This is a genomic window from Pseudomonas sp. CP-1, assembly GCF_021213715.1.
In the GTDB taxonomy this organism is placed as follows: domain Bacteria; phylum Pseudomonadota; class Gammaproteobacteria; order Pseudomonadales; family Pseudomonadaceae; genus Pseudomonas; species Pseudomonas aeruginosa.
The window spans coordinates 1-15,159 of sequence record NZ_JAJQKY010000034.1; the positions used below are offsets into that span (position 1 = coordinate 1).

The window sequence follows — 15,159 nt, forward strand, 5'->3', positions numbered from 1 at the left end:
TGTAGCGCGGCGCGAAATTTGGCGCGGATTTGCGCAATAAATGACGCGCCCTAACCGTTTCGCCAGCGGCAAAAGAATTTCAAAAGGTCAGCACAGGACGACGATATCGCCATCGGCTACCCGTTCAGACAGAGCGGTCAGCTTGCCGATGCCCTCCCGTAGAAATCGGCTGAGCTGCTCGATGCACTCGCGCTGGTCCTTAGTGAGACTGAACTCAGCCTCCATGCTTTCCATGAGATCAAGGCAGCACTGGTTGAGAAACCCCACTTCCAGTAGTTCAGCCCGCAACCTTTGCCTCAGTACCTCGTCCATCCCAAGGTTCCTATCTACTACTCGACATCAGACTTTCGGAACGTGGCAAAAACGAGAACGCCATCACAACTACCTATTCAGGTAGTGGATACCGCGCTTTGATCGCCTGGACAGCTGCGACCCATGCCGCCAGGTCCGGCTCGGCGCCAGCGGCTATGGCGTCAAACTCGGCCTCCAGGCGCAGCGGGTCGGACTCGGTGCGATAGGCCTGGCGCCGCAGCTCCTGGACCTCGGCGAGGAGGTCGTCGGGATGGAACGCCAGGTCGCTGACCGGGACGCCAGCGAGTGCTGCGGCCTCGTCCAGCGTGCCATCCCATTCCGCGAAGAACTCGCCTTTCAGTAGAACTCGTTTCATGGTCATGCGCTTGCTCCGTTGATTGTCAGGATGGGTGCAACATGGATACCCGGATCGACGAGGCCACCGAACCACGCCGGACAGGCGAGCGCGATCTGAGCCCCTGCGGCCGCGTAGATATACGGGCACGCGTTGTCATAGCCGTTATACGACTGCATCGAAAACCTGAGATGCACCCACTGGCCCGCCGGCAACACAACTCCCGGAGCGGCCACAGCCCCATTGATCCAAAGGCGATGGGTCGTATAGGGCGCAGAGGAGATATGAGCCGAGCCGCTTTCGACACGCAGCCACATGACGACAGTCGCCCATGCGCCCGCGTTGAAAACTGTTTTGCTGCCGTTTGAGCAGCATAGATACCGCGTAACCCCATCCGCGCCGGCCGAGCCGGTAGTTGTCTGTGTCCCCGCTGTCAGCACTGTCGTGAAGAACTCGACCCCGTACCTTGAAACGGATGTCCAGGTGCGGCCCATCGCAGCCAGCAGTGCTTGCACCCGCGCATTGAGCGCCGGCCCTGCCCCACCATTTGTGCTGTTGTCGAATGCGAACTTTCCCCCATCTGCGAGGCTGGCGCCGTTCCAGCCATTGATGAAGGTGCTTGGAGTCCATGACGTTGTGAACATCGTACTCAGCGGATTGGCTGCGGTTCCCGCGAAGCGACCCATGTCGGGCATCAGGTTCATGAACGGCAGAACGTTGAGCGCCGATTTCGCCGCCGATCCCAGCTCCGCCCAAACACCGTTTTCGCGGGCATATGGCTTTCCATCGCTCGGCGCGTCGGCCATTCCGCCCACCAGCTCAGTCCAGGCGCTGCCGGAATACTCATACGTCTTGACCTGGCCGCTCGGCGTCGTCTCGTTCGCCACCTGCACCCGCCAGCCCAACCTGGGCGGCATGTACTCCCAAATGGGCGTGGTCGCACCCGTTGCCCACCAGCGCGCTAGGCGGTTCTGATTGGAGCCGGCGCCAGTGAAAATGTACGTGTCCCCCTCGGCCTGGCCGGTTGTGGGCAGTGTGGCGACGCGCCCCTTGACGACCGGTTGGCGCAGGAAGTCATCCCAGCGCAACATGCGGATCAGTTCGTTGTAATGCCCCTCACCGGGGGCGCCACTGATCAGCAGGCCGGTATTCGGTCCCATATAAAGAGTCATTGTGCTAAGCCTCCAAGTTCCTCGCCGAGGCGGAAGCCAAGGCCGTGTCGTTCGATTGTGATATCGTGTTGCTGCCAGCTCTGCAGACCGTCGCGAACGCTGAACAGCACGATGCGCAGCACCGGCAGCAGCCCATGCGCTATGTCGTCCTCCAGCGGGTAGGTCCAGGTCGTGCCGGTCAAGCCGGTGTACGACTTCTTCAGGCTGGAACCGCTGTAGATGCTCAGCGTGTATGTCGTGCCAGCTTCCAGCGATATGCTGCTCGCAGACGAGTCAACCAGTTGATCGGCCTGCAGCAGCCGGTTGCGGTGCGCCCACGACACGGTCAGCACACCGTAGGTCTTCGTCGGATACGCCACACCACACACCAGCACCCGGCCAGGCGCATAAGGCCGCGCCTGGCGCTGGTTCATTCGCAGCGAGTCGACCGGCGCGAGGCTCTCTGCGAGCGTCGCCGAGCTGGTGCGGCTCAGCAGCTTCACGTTCACTGTCTCGCCGGTCACGTACTCACGCGTGTCCTCTGTTGCCCAATCCTCGTAGAACCAGATCAGCGCGCCGGCCTCATGCGGCGCTGGCACCGTATCGACGCATCCCCGCGCGAGCACCGCGGTGCCGGCCGCGGCGTTGATCGCGTCGACGCGGAAGATCTCGTCATCGATCATCGCGGCCGAGCCCACCTCGACGAGGTCAAGGTCAACCCCTTGGACAAGCGTGACGCTGACGCTGGTCAGGCCCCGGCCGATATCTGCTGAGATCGTCGCGACCGGGCAGAAGTCGCCGGACGTCCGCTCTTCGAACGATGCAGATCCCACGCGGCTGAGCAGCGCGTAGTTCATCTGCAGGCCGGACGGCCGCATGCCCAGCGCCGCGAGGATGCCTGTCTCTGGCTGCAGTTGCGCCAGATCTGCATCGCTCAGTGCCGCCGCGAGATCACGGTACGGCGCCTCGATGAGCCTGCGGGTCGCAATGACCCGCGGGGTGCGGTCGGGCGGGGTCCAGTTCGGCGGCTGGACTGCGGACGTCCCGGCTGCCGGCAGTCCGAACACGTCTTCCAGCGCGGTGATGGCGATGGTGCCCCTCGTGAGGGTGCCATAGTCGATCTTTCCGGCGCGTAGGACGATCAGTTCGATCCCGCGCTTCCGGCTGCGAACGCAGAACACGTCGCCGGGGTTCAGCGCATAGGCGCGCCGATCGAGCCGCAACTGGAGCTTGCGGATAGCCGACGTCGACACGTTGCAGTCGCGCGCCGCCACCCTGCCGGCCAACTCGCCGGTCGGTAGGCCCGGATACTCCTTCGTCGTAGTGATCACGCCGCCGGCCGCGCGGATCGCGCCGGCATTCTTCGCACGGGCACGCCGGTCGGTGTTGGTGATCGGGTCGTGCCACACGACGACGAACTGGTTCGCCGTGCCGTCGAGCGATGTGATGCTGTCTTCGTCGATCCCGAGCAGCCCGCTGTCCTCATCGAATACGGGCAGCGTCGCGACGTCGTAGTCGTCACGGATCAGCCGCAGCGTCCAGAGTCCGGTCGAGCGGGAAAGGAACTGAGTGGCGCCAATGTGATCGAGGACGGTCTGCTCGAAGTTGTCCAACTCGTCTGCCACGCGAAACTTGAGGCACAGACCAAAGCCCTCGGCGAACAACGTATCTGCGGCCGTGCGATACGAGGCCTGGTCCAGCAGGCCGCGATCTTTGCCGCGGCCCCAGTCGCGGTTGGTCTGGCATTCGAACAAGATGTGGGCGGGGTTCATCGCCTTGACCTCGCCGCCGGCAAGGCTGATCACGGCCTTCTCGGGATACCAAACTCCACCGTCCCATCCGTTCAGCGCGCGCCGCCACCGGCTCATCCAGGCTTTCGGGTACTTGTTCATCGCGCAGAGTTGCCCGTCGAAGAAAGCAGTGGTGACGCCACGGAACGCGGGCACCAGGCCACCTACCATCGCCGCCAAGCGAGGATTCACGGATTGGTCCGGGGCGCCGAACATGACGTCTAGCGGCCCGGCGATGCCACCCTCCGCCTTGTCCCCACCGAACAACTCACCGGCCTGGATCTGGATGGTCTGGTTGCTCTTGACCGACCCCTTCCAAGCGGTACGGTCGCCGGCCTTGATCTCGACCATCTCGTCAAGCGGGCCTCTCGCAAACCCCATGAGAATACCCATGTAGTAACGCCAGCCCATCGTTTGCGCTTTGCTACGGCCGCCCATTTCCCGCCTCCGCACGAGCGTGGTTGACAAGGCGTAGGGCCAGCTCGTCGCCGGTAGCTTCCAGCACCGATGCTGGCACTCCCTCGGCAACGAACCGGTGCCAGTCCAGGCCGTGGGCGTTGAACCAGGCCCTCGCACCGGATACGCAGTAGCCCGGTCGGCTGGTCAGCCCTGGCACACTGCGCAGATGCGCTGTTGTGATGATCAGATCCGTCACTTCTTCGACCCTTTCGATTTGACTGCCTTCATCCGCTCGTTACCGGTACCGAGGACGATCCAGTCCTCGATCCACACATCGCCGAAGATCACGTAGTGGCCAGTGCCGTCTTCGGTCTGAGGCAGATCTTCGGAAGTCAGCGCCTCCGGTTTCGGCTTCGGCGCTTTCGCAGAAGTAGCGCTGCTGATCAAATACGACGCGACCAGAATCGCGATTTGCACCCACATGGATGACTCCTACCACCAGGGATCGCCGTCGAACGGCGACTTGCCCGGAAGGAATGGCACTGCACCGCAGTTCGCTGTGTTGTTGAACTTGTCGTTGCAGGTTTGGATGAGCTGATCACATCCGGGGAACGCGACAGCCCGAGTACCAGGAGCCAACAGCGAGGTGCCACCCACCAGGACCAGGCGGTTGCCGGTGTGCTGCTGGATACCACGCTGCTCGATCACTCCCTGGCCGCTGTCCCACTCGACGTAGCCTCCGCGGAACCAAGCATCGGGGTAGCCGCCGATCGCGTTGCCGGCCCCCGTCACGCTGTTGCCATCACGCAACTCGACGGTGAACGGCACGCGGTATTGCTCGCGGTCTGCCCGGCAGTTGTGATCGAACACCGTGTAAGGGCACTCACGTCCCCATGCGAGGCTGATCGATGTACGCGGTTCTGTTCCGAGCAGCCGGCACTTGATCTGCACCCGGCTGTCGGCCGGCCAGTTCACCTCGTCGATCCTGCCCATCCACACCACAAGCCCCTGCGGTTCGTTCCAGTGGATGTCCCAGACGGTCAATGTTGGAGCCTTCGATGGCCGAGCGCCCCGGTACAGCTGCGCGACTTCCAAGTCGCTCGGGCCAGTAACCGTCATGATGTCGGCGCTGACCTGGCCGGTCATGCGCCGTCCATCATCGCTCACAGGCCGCGCCCGAAAGGTCATGTTGTTGAACTCGATGTCTCGATTCGCTGTTGTGTAGGTCCAACGGATCGGGCCGAGGCGGAAGTCGTACAAGCTGATCGCCTGGCCATCGGCGAGCGACCGCTCGCGATCACTGAAGCTCATCGCGTACTCCTCGGAACACCGTGCTGGCTGTGCTGATGCCGTCGGTGTCGGTTTCGTGGGTGATCTGCACGCTGTCGCTGTCTTGCCGGCAGAGGGTCATGAACGAGATGCGCGCAACGTCGCTCGGCCGGACAACTGTGCCGAGCGCGCTGTCGATCGCCATGCGCTCGACGTCGACGTTCAGCTCACTGACGTCGAGGATGCGCCGATGGAAGACCTGCCCGCCGTACAGCTCGATGCGGATATCACGCCGGCCGGGCGCATCAGCCCTGAAGAACCTCGCCAGGCCAACCAGCTCGACATCGAGGACGGAACTGGTCGCGGCCACTGTGTCGACCAGCACCAGGTCGGCGGCATGGGTCGGAATCCAGATCGCTTTCTGTCGGCCGCGCAGGGCGTACAGCAGGCTGCGCAGCGCCGCGTGCTCCTCTCGGCCCTCGGTCTGCCAGCGGAAGCCATGCACCGGGAAACCGACCCCAGCTTGGTCGGCGAATTGCGGCAGGCCAGTTTCGTTGTCCAGGACATCGAGCAGGCGCTGATACGACAGGGACAAGTCTTCTGACTCTTCGGGCCGACGATCGAGGACAGGCCAGCCCCGGTACGTTGCCGTCGGCATGACCTCCAGCCAGTCGCTGCTGTCCATCACCAGGAACCGCGCTTGTGCGCTGTAGAGGGTGTCGGTCAGCCGAGTCAGCGCCGGTTGCTCCGTCAGCTGTGCGGTGCGAATGGGGTACAAGCGGGAGCCGGCCGGCCAGCGCCGCTGAACCGGGCGCGCAAGCTGAATGGCCGACGCCGCCAGGTCCTGGATCTCCACGACCTCGTACTCGAATGCTGACTCACCGCGCAGCAGCGCAAGGCCCCCAGCACGAAAATCCCGCCAGCGGGTGTCGCACTCGACCGTTTGTGCGCCGGCCACGGTGACGCTTGCCAGCAGCTGGATGTCCGGCCACACCGGCAGCGCCCATATCCGTCCGCCCCAGCCGGCCAAGCTGAGATCGAGGAGCACTCGCTCGCGCCCCTCTGCGTAGAACTCGGCTTCGAATGAACGCCGGGGTGACAGGCGCAGCGATCGCCGTTGCTCGACTCCCGACGTACTGGTCAGCAGCTCGGTCAGCCACTCCAGCGACTCTTGAACACCTTCAGCCCAGTCCGGCGCGAACGTCCAGGCGATGATCCGGTTTCCGGTAATGACCAGGATCAACGGCTGTTCGTCCTGCAGTTGCCAGACGATGCGCGCGTCCACTACCGGCGGTCCATCCGTCGACACGGCCACAGTCCAGATGCGCTCCTGCAGCGCCGCGAACGGCAACGGCGGAGACGGCTGGCCGGCCAGGCTGATGCCATCGGCGGCGTCGCGATCGATCCGCGACAGGGTGCGGGGCGTGAAGTGGGCGTTCCAGACCGAGACTGGGCGCTCCTGTACGCTCACGACGTTCCCCAGATCCAATCGGCCAGGGATCAGCCAGATGCGGTTGTAGAAGTTCTCGGCCAGGTCGGACTGGTGAACTGCCGAGTACGCCGAGTGAATGACGTCAACCGGCTGGTGTGCCCCATAGCTGCCAGCCAAGGTCGAGGCGCTGGCCGAGCCCAGGGTGATGTCCTGGTTCATGTCCAGAGTGGAGATGTTTGGCGTGATGCCGGCAACGATCCCCTCCACAGGCTTCGGCACCTGGAACCCCGGAAACGTCGCCATTACTCGACCACCCGGAATGCATACCCGACCAGCGCGCTGGTGTTGCCGAAATCGTTTGCTGTTCCGCGCTGCAGCAAAGGGAAGACGCGCCAGGTGTCGGTTCCGATCGTGATCGAGTCCCCAGGCGCGAGGAAGTCCATCCGGCACAGACCGAAATCAGGCGCTTCGCCGATGTACCTCGAACGCTGCTGAGCGCCGAACGCATAAATTGCACACGGCACAACGTTGGTCGAGCTGTTCAGCTCGTTGGCGCTCGCGTCGATCAGCCCCACGTCGGGATGGTACTGACTGCTGTAGTTTCCGCGACCGGGGCCGACGACGCGCCGGGAGACGTTCGTTGTGTAGTCGAACGGCAGCCACTCCGGCGAAGGGCCGCCGTCAAGGCTGTCCAGCCGCAGCACGCTGCCGCCGCCACTGTACCGAATGTGGTAGCCATCGAAGGGGTGTGACGACCAATTGTTTGTCAGCGCTTGGCCAGGGGTATAGATGAACGAGCCGCAGACATACTGACCGCCTACATATCCCACACTGCGCTTATTGAGCGAACCGACCAACACAGGCCGGAACTGTCCGGCAGCGATCTCCACATGCAGGTGCAAGTAGGCTGCTGTGCCAAACAGGTGGTAGCGCGAGTACGGCCCGGCACTGAGCTGGGCCTCGGTTGGCCCAGTCGACGAATAAGGAGTGTTCTGTACTGAATTGCCCGGCTGCGCGTTCCACGCCTTGGAGTTGTCGAACCCTGTATTTCCGGTGAGTAGCCATTGATTGGTGCCGGCGTTGAATGACCAGTAGCCGTCGGCGTTGTGGCAGAGCCACTCTGATGCTGATGCACGATCGGTGACCCAGCCCAGGGTTTCAGCGTGGGCGCGGAGCTTGCCCAGCAGATCCGACGGGTTGTTCGCTGTTCCGGTGAAGTAGGCCATGTTCAGTCCGCCCTAATTGCGAAGAGCCAGGGATTGCCAGACCGCCACGCCGTCTGGAAAACAACGTGATCGACTCCGTTCTCGGTGATGACGTCTTCGGCGCCGGAGTTGAGCGTTGGCACGTAGAAGGCACCGTCGAAGTCACCGAGGTACCGGCGTCCCTCTGTTTCTCGGGTCACGAACGACAGCGCCTTCAGGGGGAACTTGCTGAAAGAGTCTCGGAGCTGGTTGATCACGCTTTCGCCACCGCTGCCGGTGTAGCGACCGCAACCGAGCGGCAGAAGGGTCCGATTGTTGTAGTCGGACTCGTTGTTGCTGTTCGATGCGACGGTGAAACCCAGCCAGCGGCCCGCCGGGTCGCGGACATAACAGCTGCGCTCCAACGGGCTGCTGATGCCCCGATGACGGTCGCTCACGTCGGACCAGCGGGCGGCGACGTCTCCGCGATACGACCCCACGACAGCCAGCGGATACGGGAACTGCGACGGCGGGCACGGCGGTAGGATGAAGCCAGCGCCGGCCGACTCGTAGATCGTCGAGACTTTCACGACGACCCAGAAGCGTCGGCCGTTGGCGAAGAACCAGTAGGGCATCGGCTGGTTCCAGCCCAGCAGTTGCACCCGCGGGCTGTAGTTGACGAACGCCGTCCAGAAGTCGCCACCCGGCGGCAGCGCGCCAGGATTGAACGCGGTACCGCCCATCAGCCGGACGTTGTAGTAGTCGAGCGCGGTGTCGCCGTAGGACTGGACGCCCATGAAGATGCTGTCTTCGCCGCCGAGGCCAGGAGCACGCAGGGTCACTTGGCGAATCGCGATCGCCGTCCCGGATGCGGGAATGGTGTTGTCGAAAACCTTCTCGTAGGCCTGGCCGGCTGCGACGAGCGTCGGGTGGGCGGTGAGGAACTGGACGAGTCGCTCGACCAGGTCGGCGTGATCAGCGGCTGTGCCGAATTCGGTGGCCATCAGTTGATTCCCAGTAGTTGTCGTGCTCGTTGAGGATCGCGGCTTAGTGTCAGCCAGAAGTTTTCCTGCCCAGCCTTACTCCAGGCGCCATCGACGATCCGTTGCGGATCGTCATAGACGTGGAGGTTCACGCTGTTTTTCAGGGTGGTACCGAGGTTTTTCGCAGGCTCTTGTAGGCGCGAAGCAGCCAGGCCCGGAGCAGGCATTGCGGGTGCGGGAATGCTGGCTATGCCGCCCGTCGCGTGCCGCACAGCGCCGGACCAGTCATGTAGCGCCGCCCAACCACGCTTGTTGATGTCCAGGAGCAGCGGGGTCATGCCCGGCTGGGTTGCGGCCGCGGCCCTGATGACGACTTCCTGATCCGAAAGCCAGGCTGGGATGCTGTCGCTTGTTGGAGTCCCAGGGCCGCGGACCTGGCCGCCCTCGGCGAACCCGAACATGCTTGTGATCGAGGACCACCACCCGCCACTACCGGCAGCCGCACCTGCCGCACCGGCACCACTGGCAGCGGCACCTGCTCCCTTTACCCCATTCGCCAGCGCAAGACTCCCGGCGGCACTCTGTAGAGCAGCTGCGCCAGTAACCAGCGTTCCTCCGGCCGCAGCCAGAGCCCCCGCAGCCGATGTCACGGCCGCGGCTCCCGTTACCATGCTGGTGTCTTGCTCACCTTGGCCGAACAGACTCATGAGCCCTGCTGTAGCCTTCTGGGCCAGCTGCTGCGCGGCAACGTCGGCCAGCGATCGGCTAACCGCCTGCAGGAACGAAACTGCGGCCTCCTGCAGCGACAGGGTGCCATCGGCGAGACCGCGCAGCGCATCCTGCATGCCGTTCTCGATACCGGATCGCAGAGCCAAAGTGAGCTGGTCGGCGGCCACGCGGGTGTTTTCGAGCTGCTGGCGGAGATCCTTCACGCGCTCGATCGCTGCCGGATCGCCAGTTGCCTTGGCCAGCTCTTCCATGCGAGGCACAAGTTGCTCTACCTCGTCGGCGGTGGACCGATGCAGGTCTAGCAGTTGCTGCCGCGCGGCCAGTTCGCTGACGAGACCGGCCTGCTGGGCGGCCTGAATACTCGACTCCTGCCGAGACTGCTCGCCGAAGATCCGGTCGACCTGGTCCTGGAGCTGCTGCAGCTCAGCCTTGGCCTTCTCGATTCCCATCAGCTTGCTGACCAGGCCGGCGCCTTCGGTGTCACCCGTGGCGAGCAGACGCTTCTGCAGGTCGCCGTACTTCTTCTCGATCTCGGCGCCGGCCGCTTCGACGGTTTGGCCGGTGGCCCGAAGGTAGTCCAGGTTGAGTTGCTTCAGGGTTGTGGCGTCTTTCTTTGCCTGTTCGTCGGCCTTCTTCTGCTTTTCTGCCGCATCCAGGGTCGCCCAGGCGGCGCGAGCGCGGGCTTCCAGGGCTCCTGTCAGATTGCGTTGGTCAAGCTCGTACTCACGCAACGCAGCCCGGCCCTTGCCGTAGGTCGCCGCTTCCTTCTCCAACTGCTTGACCCAGTCTTCGTTCTGTTTGGCCAGGCGCGCAGCGGCCTTGTCTTCGCCGCCTGATGGCGTGAAGGGTGTCTTGGTGGTGGGGCCTGTACCGGTGACCGTAGTCGCGGGTAGCGCCGCGACCTGGCCGGCACCGTTCAGCACCGCGTCACGCTGGTCCTGCCATTGCTGGATCTGCGCTTGTGCCTTGCTGAGTGCTTCTTCGTATCGCTGGATGCGCTTCTGGTCGTTCTTCTCGTAGGCATCGTCAAGCGCGGACTGGACCCGCGCCATGTACTCGGTTTCACGAGCGATGGCATCGTCCAAGCGGGGTACGTCATCACCGGCGGGACCGTTCACGCGCGCCGCAATCTCCTCCGCGACGAACTTGGTGACGTTGACGACGCCCGCAGCCCCCTTGGCCGCATAACCGATGGCAGTACCCAGGCCCTTGATCAGGAGATTCAGGCCCTCCACCACCGCCGGATCTTTCAGCACATCACGCAGATCTCGCACGGCCTGAGTGAAGGTGTCGATGAACCCCGACTCGCCAGCCTGGATCTTCAGGTCAGTGAATGCGTTCTCCAAACGGTTGAGTTCGGCCTGCAAGCCGGTGGCCGCTTTCTGTGAGGCTGGCCCATAAGCCTCCTGCAGGGCAGCGCCGAACCGCGGCAGAAACTCGGCCGCCGGGATCATGCCCTTTTCCAGCCACTCGCTGAGCTGCTTGGTGTTGGTGTCCAGAGCCTTGGCGGCAAGCGAGAACGCGCCGGGAACGCGCTGGCCGAGTTGCAGAACTAGCTCCTGGGTCTGGACCTTGCCCTTGCTGACCATCTGCTCCAGGGCGAGCAGGATGCCGTTGGTTTCCTGGCGGGTGAGGTGCAGCGCAGTGGTGGCCGAGGCGACGCCTTCGAAGATCGTGCGCAGGGAACCGCCTAGCTCTGGGGTTTCTTTCGCGGCCGCCACCAGGCGGGAATAGGCCTGGCTGGTGTTGAGCAGCTCCAAGCCGAGGCGTTCGGAGACCTCGCGGACGTACTCCAACTCCTGCCTCGCCTTCGCCGCCGACCCCGTAGCTGCCTCCATGGTGTACAACGCCTGCTGCCACTGCAGGTTGGTGTTGACGACTTCCTTGGAGAAGGACGCTACGCCGTACCCAGCTACGCCTGCCACCAACAGGCCCTGCACTCGACGGATAGCCGCTCCCATGCTATTGAGAGCCACGGTAGAGGTCCTGGCATCGTTGCCAATGCCATTGAGGACATCACGCCGCGCTCGGATTCTGTCCAAGGCGCTTGCGTACGCCGTAGCCTCAATACGACCAGCACGAAAGTGCTCGGTGAGCTGTCGTTCCTGGTCCGCCAATTGAGCGAGGGAGCGGTAAGTTGGATCAATAGCCCCGAGAAGCTTGCGGGCTGCCGCTTCCTGCCGAGAGGTCTCAGCAGCAGCGGCGGCTGCAGCTTCCGCCGCGCGCTTTTCCGCAGCGACCTGCTGGACACGGGCGCGCTCGGCGTTGTGGAAGGTGTTCATGGCGTTGGACTGCGCCTGAGCGCTATCCCTCCAAGCGGTGTTTCCTGCCTGGACAGCGGTATTCAGTCGCTGGGTGCTATCTGCCGCCTCATCTTGCGCAGACTTTTGCTGCAGCGATGCCGCGACCATTGCCTTGATTCGAGCAGCTTGTTGCTCTGCGGATTCGCCGACTTGGGTGATCTGACGGGATGCGTCGCCTGCGCGTTTACCTGTGGAGTCCAGGGATTGGCCAAGCCTGTCGACGGAGGCCTGGGCCTGATCGACGGCCCCGGTGGCCCCGACCTTCTGCAGATCCTTGCTGGCCTCGGACGCTTTGTCACTCACGCCATCCAGTGAGTGGCCGAGCTTGTCGATGGGCGCCTGGGCCTGATCAACGCCCCCGGTAGTCCCGACCTTCTGTAGGCCCTTGCCGGCCTCGGACGCCTTGGCACTCACACCATCCAGCGAGTGGCCGAGCTTGTCGATGGCCCCTTGGGCCTGGTCGACGGCGCCGGTAGCACCGACTTTCTGCAGGCCCGTGCCGGCCTCGGACGCCTTGCTACCGACATCCCTGATCGCGGCTGCCAAAGCTTCGACGGCAGCCTGGCCGTCTTTCATGTCGGCACGCAGCCGAAGGGCGATTTCGAGATCTCGATTTGCCATTTGCGAATCACATTCGGAGGAAGTACCCGAATGGTCGCGCGCGCAAGCAGTGAGGTCTTTTGGAAGACGCGAAAAAGCGGCCCGGAGGCCGCTTTCTATTTTAGAAGCTTCTGCAGGTGACGTTCAGCGTCCTGACCGCCCGCAAAAGCGAAGTTGACGTCGATCACCCGTTCAGCGCGTTCGCGCCGATGTCGTCGCTCCACCGCGTCGAGCTGCAGCAGGATTTGCCGACGAGTCATCTTGCCAATGTCGGCTACGGAGCCGTAGCCGGCGGCGACGAGGTAGTCGATGGCGTCTGACCAGCGTCCCGCTTCCTGGCCTGCTCGGCGATGGCCTGCGCCGTCAGCAGACGTTTCTCGGCGCAGCGCTTGCAGAAAGGGCCATTGACGATCCACCACCACCAGACCAGTTCATAGCCGTCGTCTGCACCAAGTCCGCGCATCCACTCCATATCGACCGAAGCGGCCTTGGCAATCAGATGAACCAGGACCGAGAAGTGATTACCCAGGAAAGAAGGAACCGCCTCGATGCCTGGCCAGGGCGCCCCCGCTTTCGCTTGCTCCTCAAGGTCGACCAGGATCGGTTCCAACAGAGGGAGCAACTCCAGCGACTCGAAGAACCCATACTCGCGCATCACCACGTCCCGGCCTGCAATGATTATCGTGCGGTCGGGGTTGATGACAGACAGGTCCTCTGCACCAGTGGCAGATTTCTTCCTGGTTACCTTCCGCGCCATGGTCAGGCCGCCTTCTTCTCGATGTATCGGCCATATCCACCGAGCATCGGATCACCGGCATTCAGCGGGTCATACAGGACACTGCCGGTCAACGGCAGATTGCCGTATTCCTCATGGATCATTGCCAGAGTTCCGACCGGGTTGAACTTGCAGCGGAACAAGTCGACCAAGACCGGCTTGCCGGTTTCGGTGTCGATGCCGTCCAGGAATAGCCAGCGCTCCGGAGGCCGTTGGGTGAACATCGTCAGCGCCACAGCTTCCTCGGACTCATAGGCGGCGCTTACCGCAGATGCTTGGGCAGTCAGGAACTCGATCAGACCGGCCGTGGCAGATTCGATCTTGTAGTCGGTTCCTGCGACGAGCGGAGTGCTCGACTGGGTGAGCACCAGATCGCTGATGAAGGGTTTTGCCAGGCGGAACACATCACCAACCGCAATCGGCGTGGGAAGCGCCTCGCCAGTTACCGTCACGCCGGGAATGGCGACCTGCTGCGCGTACAGCCCCAGGATCAGGTTGGGCAGTAGCCATTCGTCGAGCGTCAGGTTAATCGTCGCGGTCTTTCCACGGTCGAGCTGGCCGTACTGCAGGCGATTACCGCTGAAGCTCTCGGTCACGTTGGTGGTTTCGGTGGCCAACTGCAGTTCACAGGTCGGGGCATTGCCCACCCAGGTCTGCTTCAACGCCTTGCCTTGAGCACTGCGCTCAGCCATCCAGATCTTGCCTTGGAGAGAAATCAGAGACATGAGGGGTTACTCCTTCGCCTTGCCGGCGGCAGCGGCCTGATCGGCCGGCGCAGCAATGCGCTTGTGGCGGATCAACCATTCTTTCTCGATGCTGGTGACACTGATCTCGTCACCCGTCTTGCACTTCTGTTCACCATGGATGTGATCAGCGATCAGAATGACCTTCTCCCGCTTCACTTCAGCGGTATCGGCGACTTGCTTGGTGCTCATGGGTCTCTCCCGATGGCGTGTTGAGTGGAATAGATCTCGCCCCAGAGGAGCGTGGTGTCGTCAGAGTCCAGCACCTTGCCGGTAACGAACTGGGTTCCCCTGGCCAAGGGCAAACTGGGTACCCAGCCCACCATCGCGCCGCGAACCTGGTCGAGAATCGACTGGAGATCGTCGGCCGCATCGGCCAACTGGTCGTATCGGTAGCTGCGGACGGCCAGCACAACGCCGAACAGCGCGCCGACGCGCTGCCGGGTAGGCCCACCGCTATTGCCGGTTGGTCGCGGCTCACCGCTTTCCTCAGCGAGCAGCACATAGGCGGCCGGCGTTGGATAGTCCCGCAGCGCCTTAACTGCTCCGAAGTCCGCTGCCGTGCCGATCAGTCGCAACGCCGGCACCGTAGCGGTGAGGCGCTCGATGACCAGACGGTGATCGAAAGGAGCGTTGCTCACCGGAAGCTCCTCAGCTGCTGGCGATTGAATACGTTCTCGTCGGCATCGAAGCGAACATCGGCCAACATGGGATTGTTGGCGATCGGATCCTCGGCGCCGAGACTGAACGTGCCGTCGGCGACCATCTGCAGGAACTTCAAGGCATCCTTGTAGTTGCGCAGGATGGCGTCCTTGTCGTCTGAGATTCGGTCCTTGTGCAGTAGGTAGCGACCGATGTCGCGCACCCAGCCGGTAACCAGGCCAGGCACCGGACTCAGCGGCAGGCCGTAGCCTCGCTTGGCCAGGTAACCATTGACGATGCTTTCGGCCTCGGTCATGGCCTCGGTGATTCGCTCCAGGACGAGATCAACCCCCGCCACCTGCTCCGGCGTCCAGGCACTCAGATCTCCACCACGCAACGCGGCATCGAGGAGCGCGGAATCGACGATCTTCAGGTGCTGGGCGGTGGCGACTTGAGCCAGCTCCTTTGCACCAGGACGTTCGGCGAGGTGGACGAGAGTGATGTAGTCCATGG

15 protein-coding genes are annotated in these 15,159 nt (G+C 63.2%); all 15 read right to left on the reverse strand.

Going from position 1 to position 15,159, the window contains the following annotated elements; all coding sequences use genetic code 11:
* Positions 1-87: 87 nt before the first annotated feature.
* The 15 genes from LT948_RS31895 to LT948_RS31970 all read right to left on the reverse strand — a co-directional run bounded on the left by LT948_RS31895 (position 88) and on the right by LT948_RS31970 (position 15,157).
* Positions 88-312 (reverse strand): DUF7364 domain-containing protein, encoded by a 225-nt coding sequence (locus tag LT948_RS31895; RefSeq protein WP_003121473.1) that lies wholly within the window; start codon positions 310-312, stop codon positions 88-90.
* A 73-nt stretch (positions 313-385) separates the two neighbouring features.
* The gene (locus LT948_RS31900) at positions 386-673 is read right to left on the reverse strand and encodes a hypothetical protein (RefSeq protein WP_010791802.1); all 288 of its coding nucleotides are present in this window, start codon (positions 671-673) and stop codon (positions 386-388) included.
* The gene (locus tag LT948_RS31905) at positions 670-1,818 is read right to left on the reverse strand and encodes a DUF2793 domain-containing protein (protein ID WP_015648033.1); all 1,149 of its coding nucleotides are present in this window, start codon (positions 1,816-1,818) and stop codon (positions 670-672) included. The genes LT948_RS31900 and LT948_RS31905 overlap by 4 nt, the downstream gene beginning before the upstream one ends.
* Positions 1,815-4,025, reverse strand: coding sequence for a hypothetical protein (locus LT948_RS31910; RefSeq protein WP_010791804.1), 2,211 nt, complete (start codon positions 4,023-4,025; stop codon positions 1,815-1,817). Before LT948_RS31910 ends, LT948_RS31905 begins: the two co-directional genes overlap by 4 nt.
* 213 nt (positions 4,026-4,238) lie before the next feature.
* A complete protein-coding gene (locus LT948_RS31920) occupies positions 4,239-4,469 on the reverse strand; it encodes a hypothetical protein (RefSeq protein WP_010791805.1) in 231 nt (76 codons plus the stop codon).
* Between the two features lie 9 nt (positions 4,470-4,478).
* Complete coding sequence (locus LT948_RS31925) at positions 4,479-5,297, reverse strand: phage BR0599 family protein (RefSeq protein WP_010791806.1); 819 nt, start codon at positions 5,295-5,297, stop codon at positions 4,479-4,481.
* The gene (locus LT948_RS31930) at positions 5,284-6,990 is read right to left on the reverse strand and encodes a hypothetical protein (protein ID WP_010791807.1); all 1,707 of its coding nucleotides are present in this window, start codon (positions 6,988-6,990) and stop codon (positions 5,284-5,286) included. The genes LT948_RS31925 and LT948_RS31930 overlap by 14 nt, the downstream gene beginning before the upstream one ends.
* Positions 6,990-7,913 carry a hypothetical protein gene (locus tag LT948_RS31935; protein WP_010791808.1) on the reverse strand — a complete coding sequence of 308 codons (924 nt, stop codon included), beginning with the start codon at positions 7,911-7,913 and terminating at the stop codon, positions 6,990-6,992. The genes LT948_RS31930 and LT948_RS31935 overlap by 1 nt, the downstream gene beginning before the upstream one ends.
* Before the next feature lie 2 nt (positions 7,914-7,915).
* Positions 7,916-8,875 (reverse strand): hypothetical protein, encoded by a 960-nt coding sequence (locus tag LT948_RS31940; protein WP_010791809.1) that lies wholly within the window; start codon positions 8,873-8,875, stop codon positions 7,916-7,918.
* Positions 8,875-12,507, reverse strand: coding sequence for a tape measure protein (locus LT948_RS31945; protein ID WP_015649429.1), 3,633 nt, complete (start codon positions 12,505-12,507; stop codon positions 8,875-8,877). The genes LT948_RS31940 and LT948_RS31945 overlap by 1 nt, the downstream gene beginning before the upstream one ends.
* Before the next feature lie 253 nt (positions 12,508-12,760).
* Positions 12,761-13,243 carry a DUF6631 family protein gene (locus tag LT948_RS31950; RefSeq protein WP_010791811.1) on the reverse strand — a complete coding sequence of 161 codons (483 nt, stop codon included), beginning with the start codon at positions 13,241-13,243 and terminating at the stop codon, positions 12,761-12,763.
* 2 nt (positions 13,244-13,245) lie between these two features.
* The gene (locus tag LT948_RS31955; RefSeq protein WP_010791812.1) at positions 13,246-13,986 is read right to left on the reverse strand and encodes a hypothetical protein; all 741 of its coding nucleotides are present in this window, start codon (positions 13,984-13,986) and stop codon (positions 13,246-13,248) included.
* Positions 13,987-13,992: 6 nt separating this feature from the next.
* Positions 13,993-14,196 (reverse strand): DUF7210 family protein, encoded by a 204-nt coding sequence (locus LT948_RS31960; protein WP_010791813.1) that lies wholly within the window; start codon positions 14,194-14,196, stop codon positions 13,993-13,995.
* Entirely contained in the window at positions 14,193-14,645 is a 453-nt protein-coding gene (locus LT948_RS31965; RefSeq protein ID WP_010791814.1) for a phage tail terminator protein, read from the reverse strand. Before LT948_RS31965 ends, LT948_RS31960 begins: the two co-directional genes overlap by 4 nt.
* A complete protein-coding gene (locus LT948_RS31970) occupies positions 14,642-15,157 on the reverse strand; it encodes a gp436 family protein (RefSeq protein WP_003121492.1) in 516 nt (171 codons plus the stop codon). Before LT948_RS31970 ends, LT948_RS31965 begins: the two co-directional genes overlap by 4 nt.
* Positions 15,158-15,159 lie beyond the last annotated feature (2 nt).

Excerpts from the sequence above, each read along its gene's own strand:
- LT948_RS31910 (WP_010791804.1), bottom strand. The coding sequence starts at position 4,025 with ATGGGCGGCCGTAGCAAAGCGCAAACGATGGGCTGGCGTTACTACATG.
- LT948_RS31920 (WP_010791805.1), bottom strand. The coding sequence starts at position 4,469 with ATGTGGGTGCAAATCGCGATTCTGGTCGCGTCGTATTTGATCAGCAGC.
- LT948_RS31960 (WP_010791813.1), bottom strand. The coding sequence starts at position 14,196 with ATGAGCACCAAGCAAGTCGCCGATACCGCTGAAGTGAAGCGGGAGAAG.
- LT948_RS31900 (WP_010791802.1), bottom strand. The coding sequence starts at position 673 with ATGACCATGAAACGAGTTCTACTGAAAGGCGAGTTCTTCGCGGAATGG.
- LT948_RS31935 (WP_010791808.1), bottom strand. The coding sequence starts at position 7,913 with ATGGCCTACTTCACCGGAACAGCGAACAACCCGTCGGATCTGCTGGGC.
- LT948_RS31950 (WP_010791811.1), bottom strand. The coding sequence starts at position 13,243 with ATGGCGCGGAAGGTAACCAGGAAGAAATCTGCCACTGGTGCAGAGGAC.
- LT948_RS31895 (WP_003121473.1), bottom strand. The coding sequence starts at position 312 with ATGGACGAGGTACTGAGGCAAAGGTTGCGGGCTGAACTACTGGAAGTG.
- LT948_RS31955 (WP_010791812.1), bottom strand. The coding sequence starts at position 13,986 with ATGTCTCTGATTTCTCTCCAAGGCAAGATCTGGATGGCTGAGCGCAGT.
- LT948_RS31925 (WP_010791806.1), bottom strand. The coding sequence starts at position 5,297 with ATGAGCTTCAGTGATCGCGAGCGGTCGCTCGCCGATGGCCAGGCGATC.
- LT948_RS31930 (WP_010791807.1), bottom strand. The coding sequence starts at position 6,990 with ATGGCGACGTTTCCGGGGTTCCAGGTGCCGAAGCCTGTGGAGGGGATC.
- LT948_RS31940 (WP_010791809.1), bottom strand. The coding sequence starts at position 8,875 with ATGGCCACCGAATTCGGCACAGCCGCTGATCACGCCGACCTGGTCGAG.
- LT948_RS31945 (WP_015649429.1), bottom strand. The coding sequence starts at position 12,507 with ATGGCAAATCGAGATCTCGAAATCGCCCTTCGGCTGCGTGCCGACATG.
- LT948_RS31970 (WP_003121492.1), bottom strand. The coding sequence starts at position 15,157 with ATGGACTACATCACTCTCGTCCACCTCGCCGAACGTCCTGGTGCAAAG.
- LT948_RS31905 (WP_015648033.1), bottom strand. The coding sequence starts at position 1,818 with ATGACTCTTTATATGGGACCGAATACCGGCCTGCTGATCAGTGGCGCC.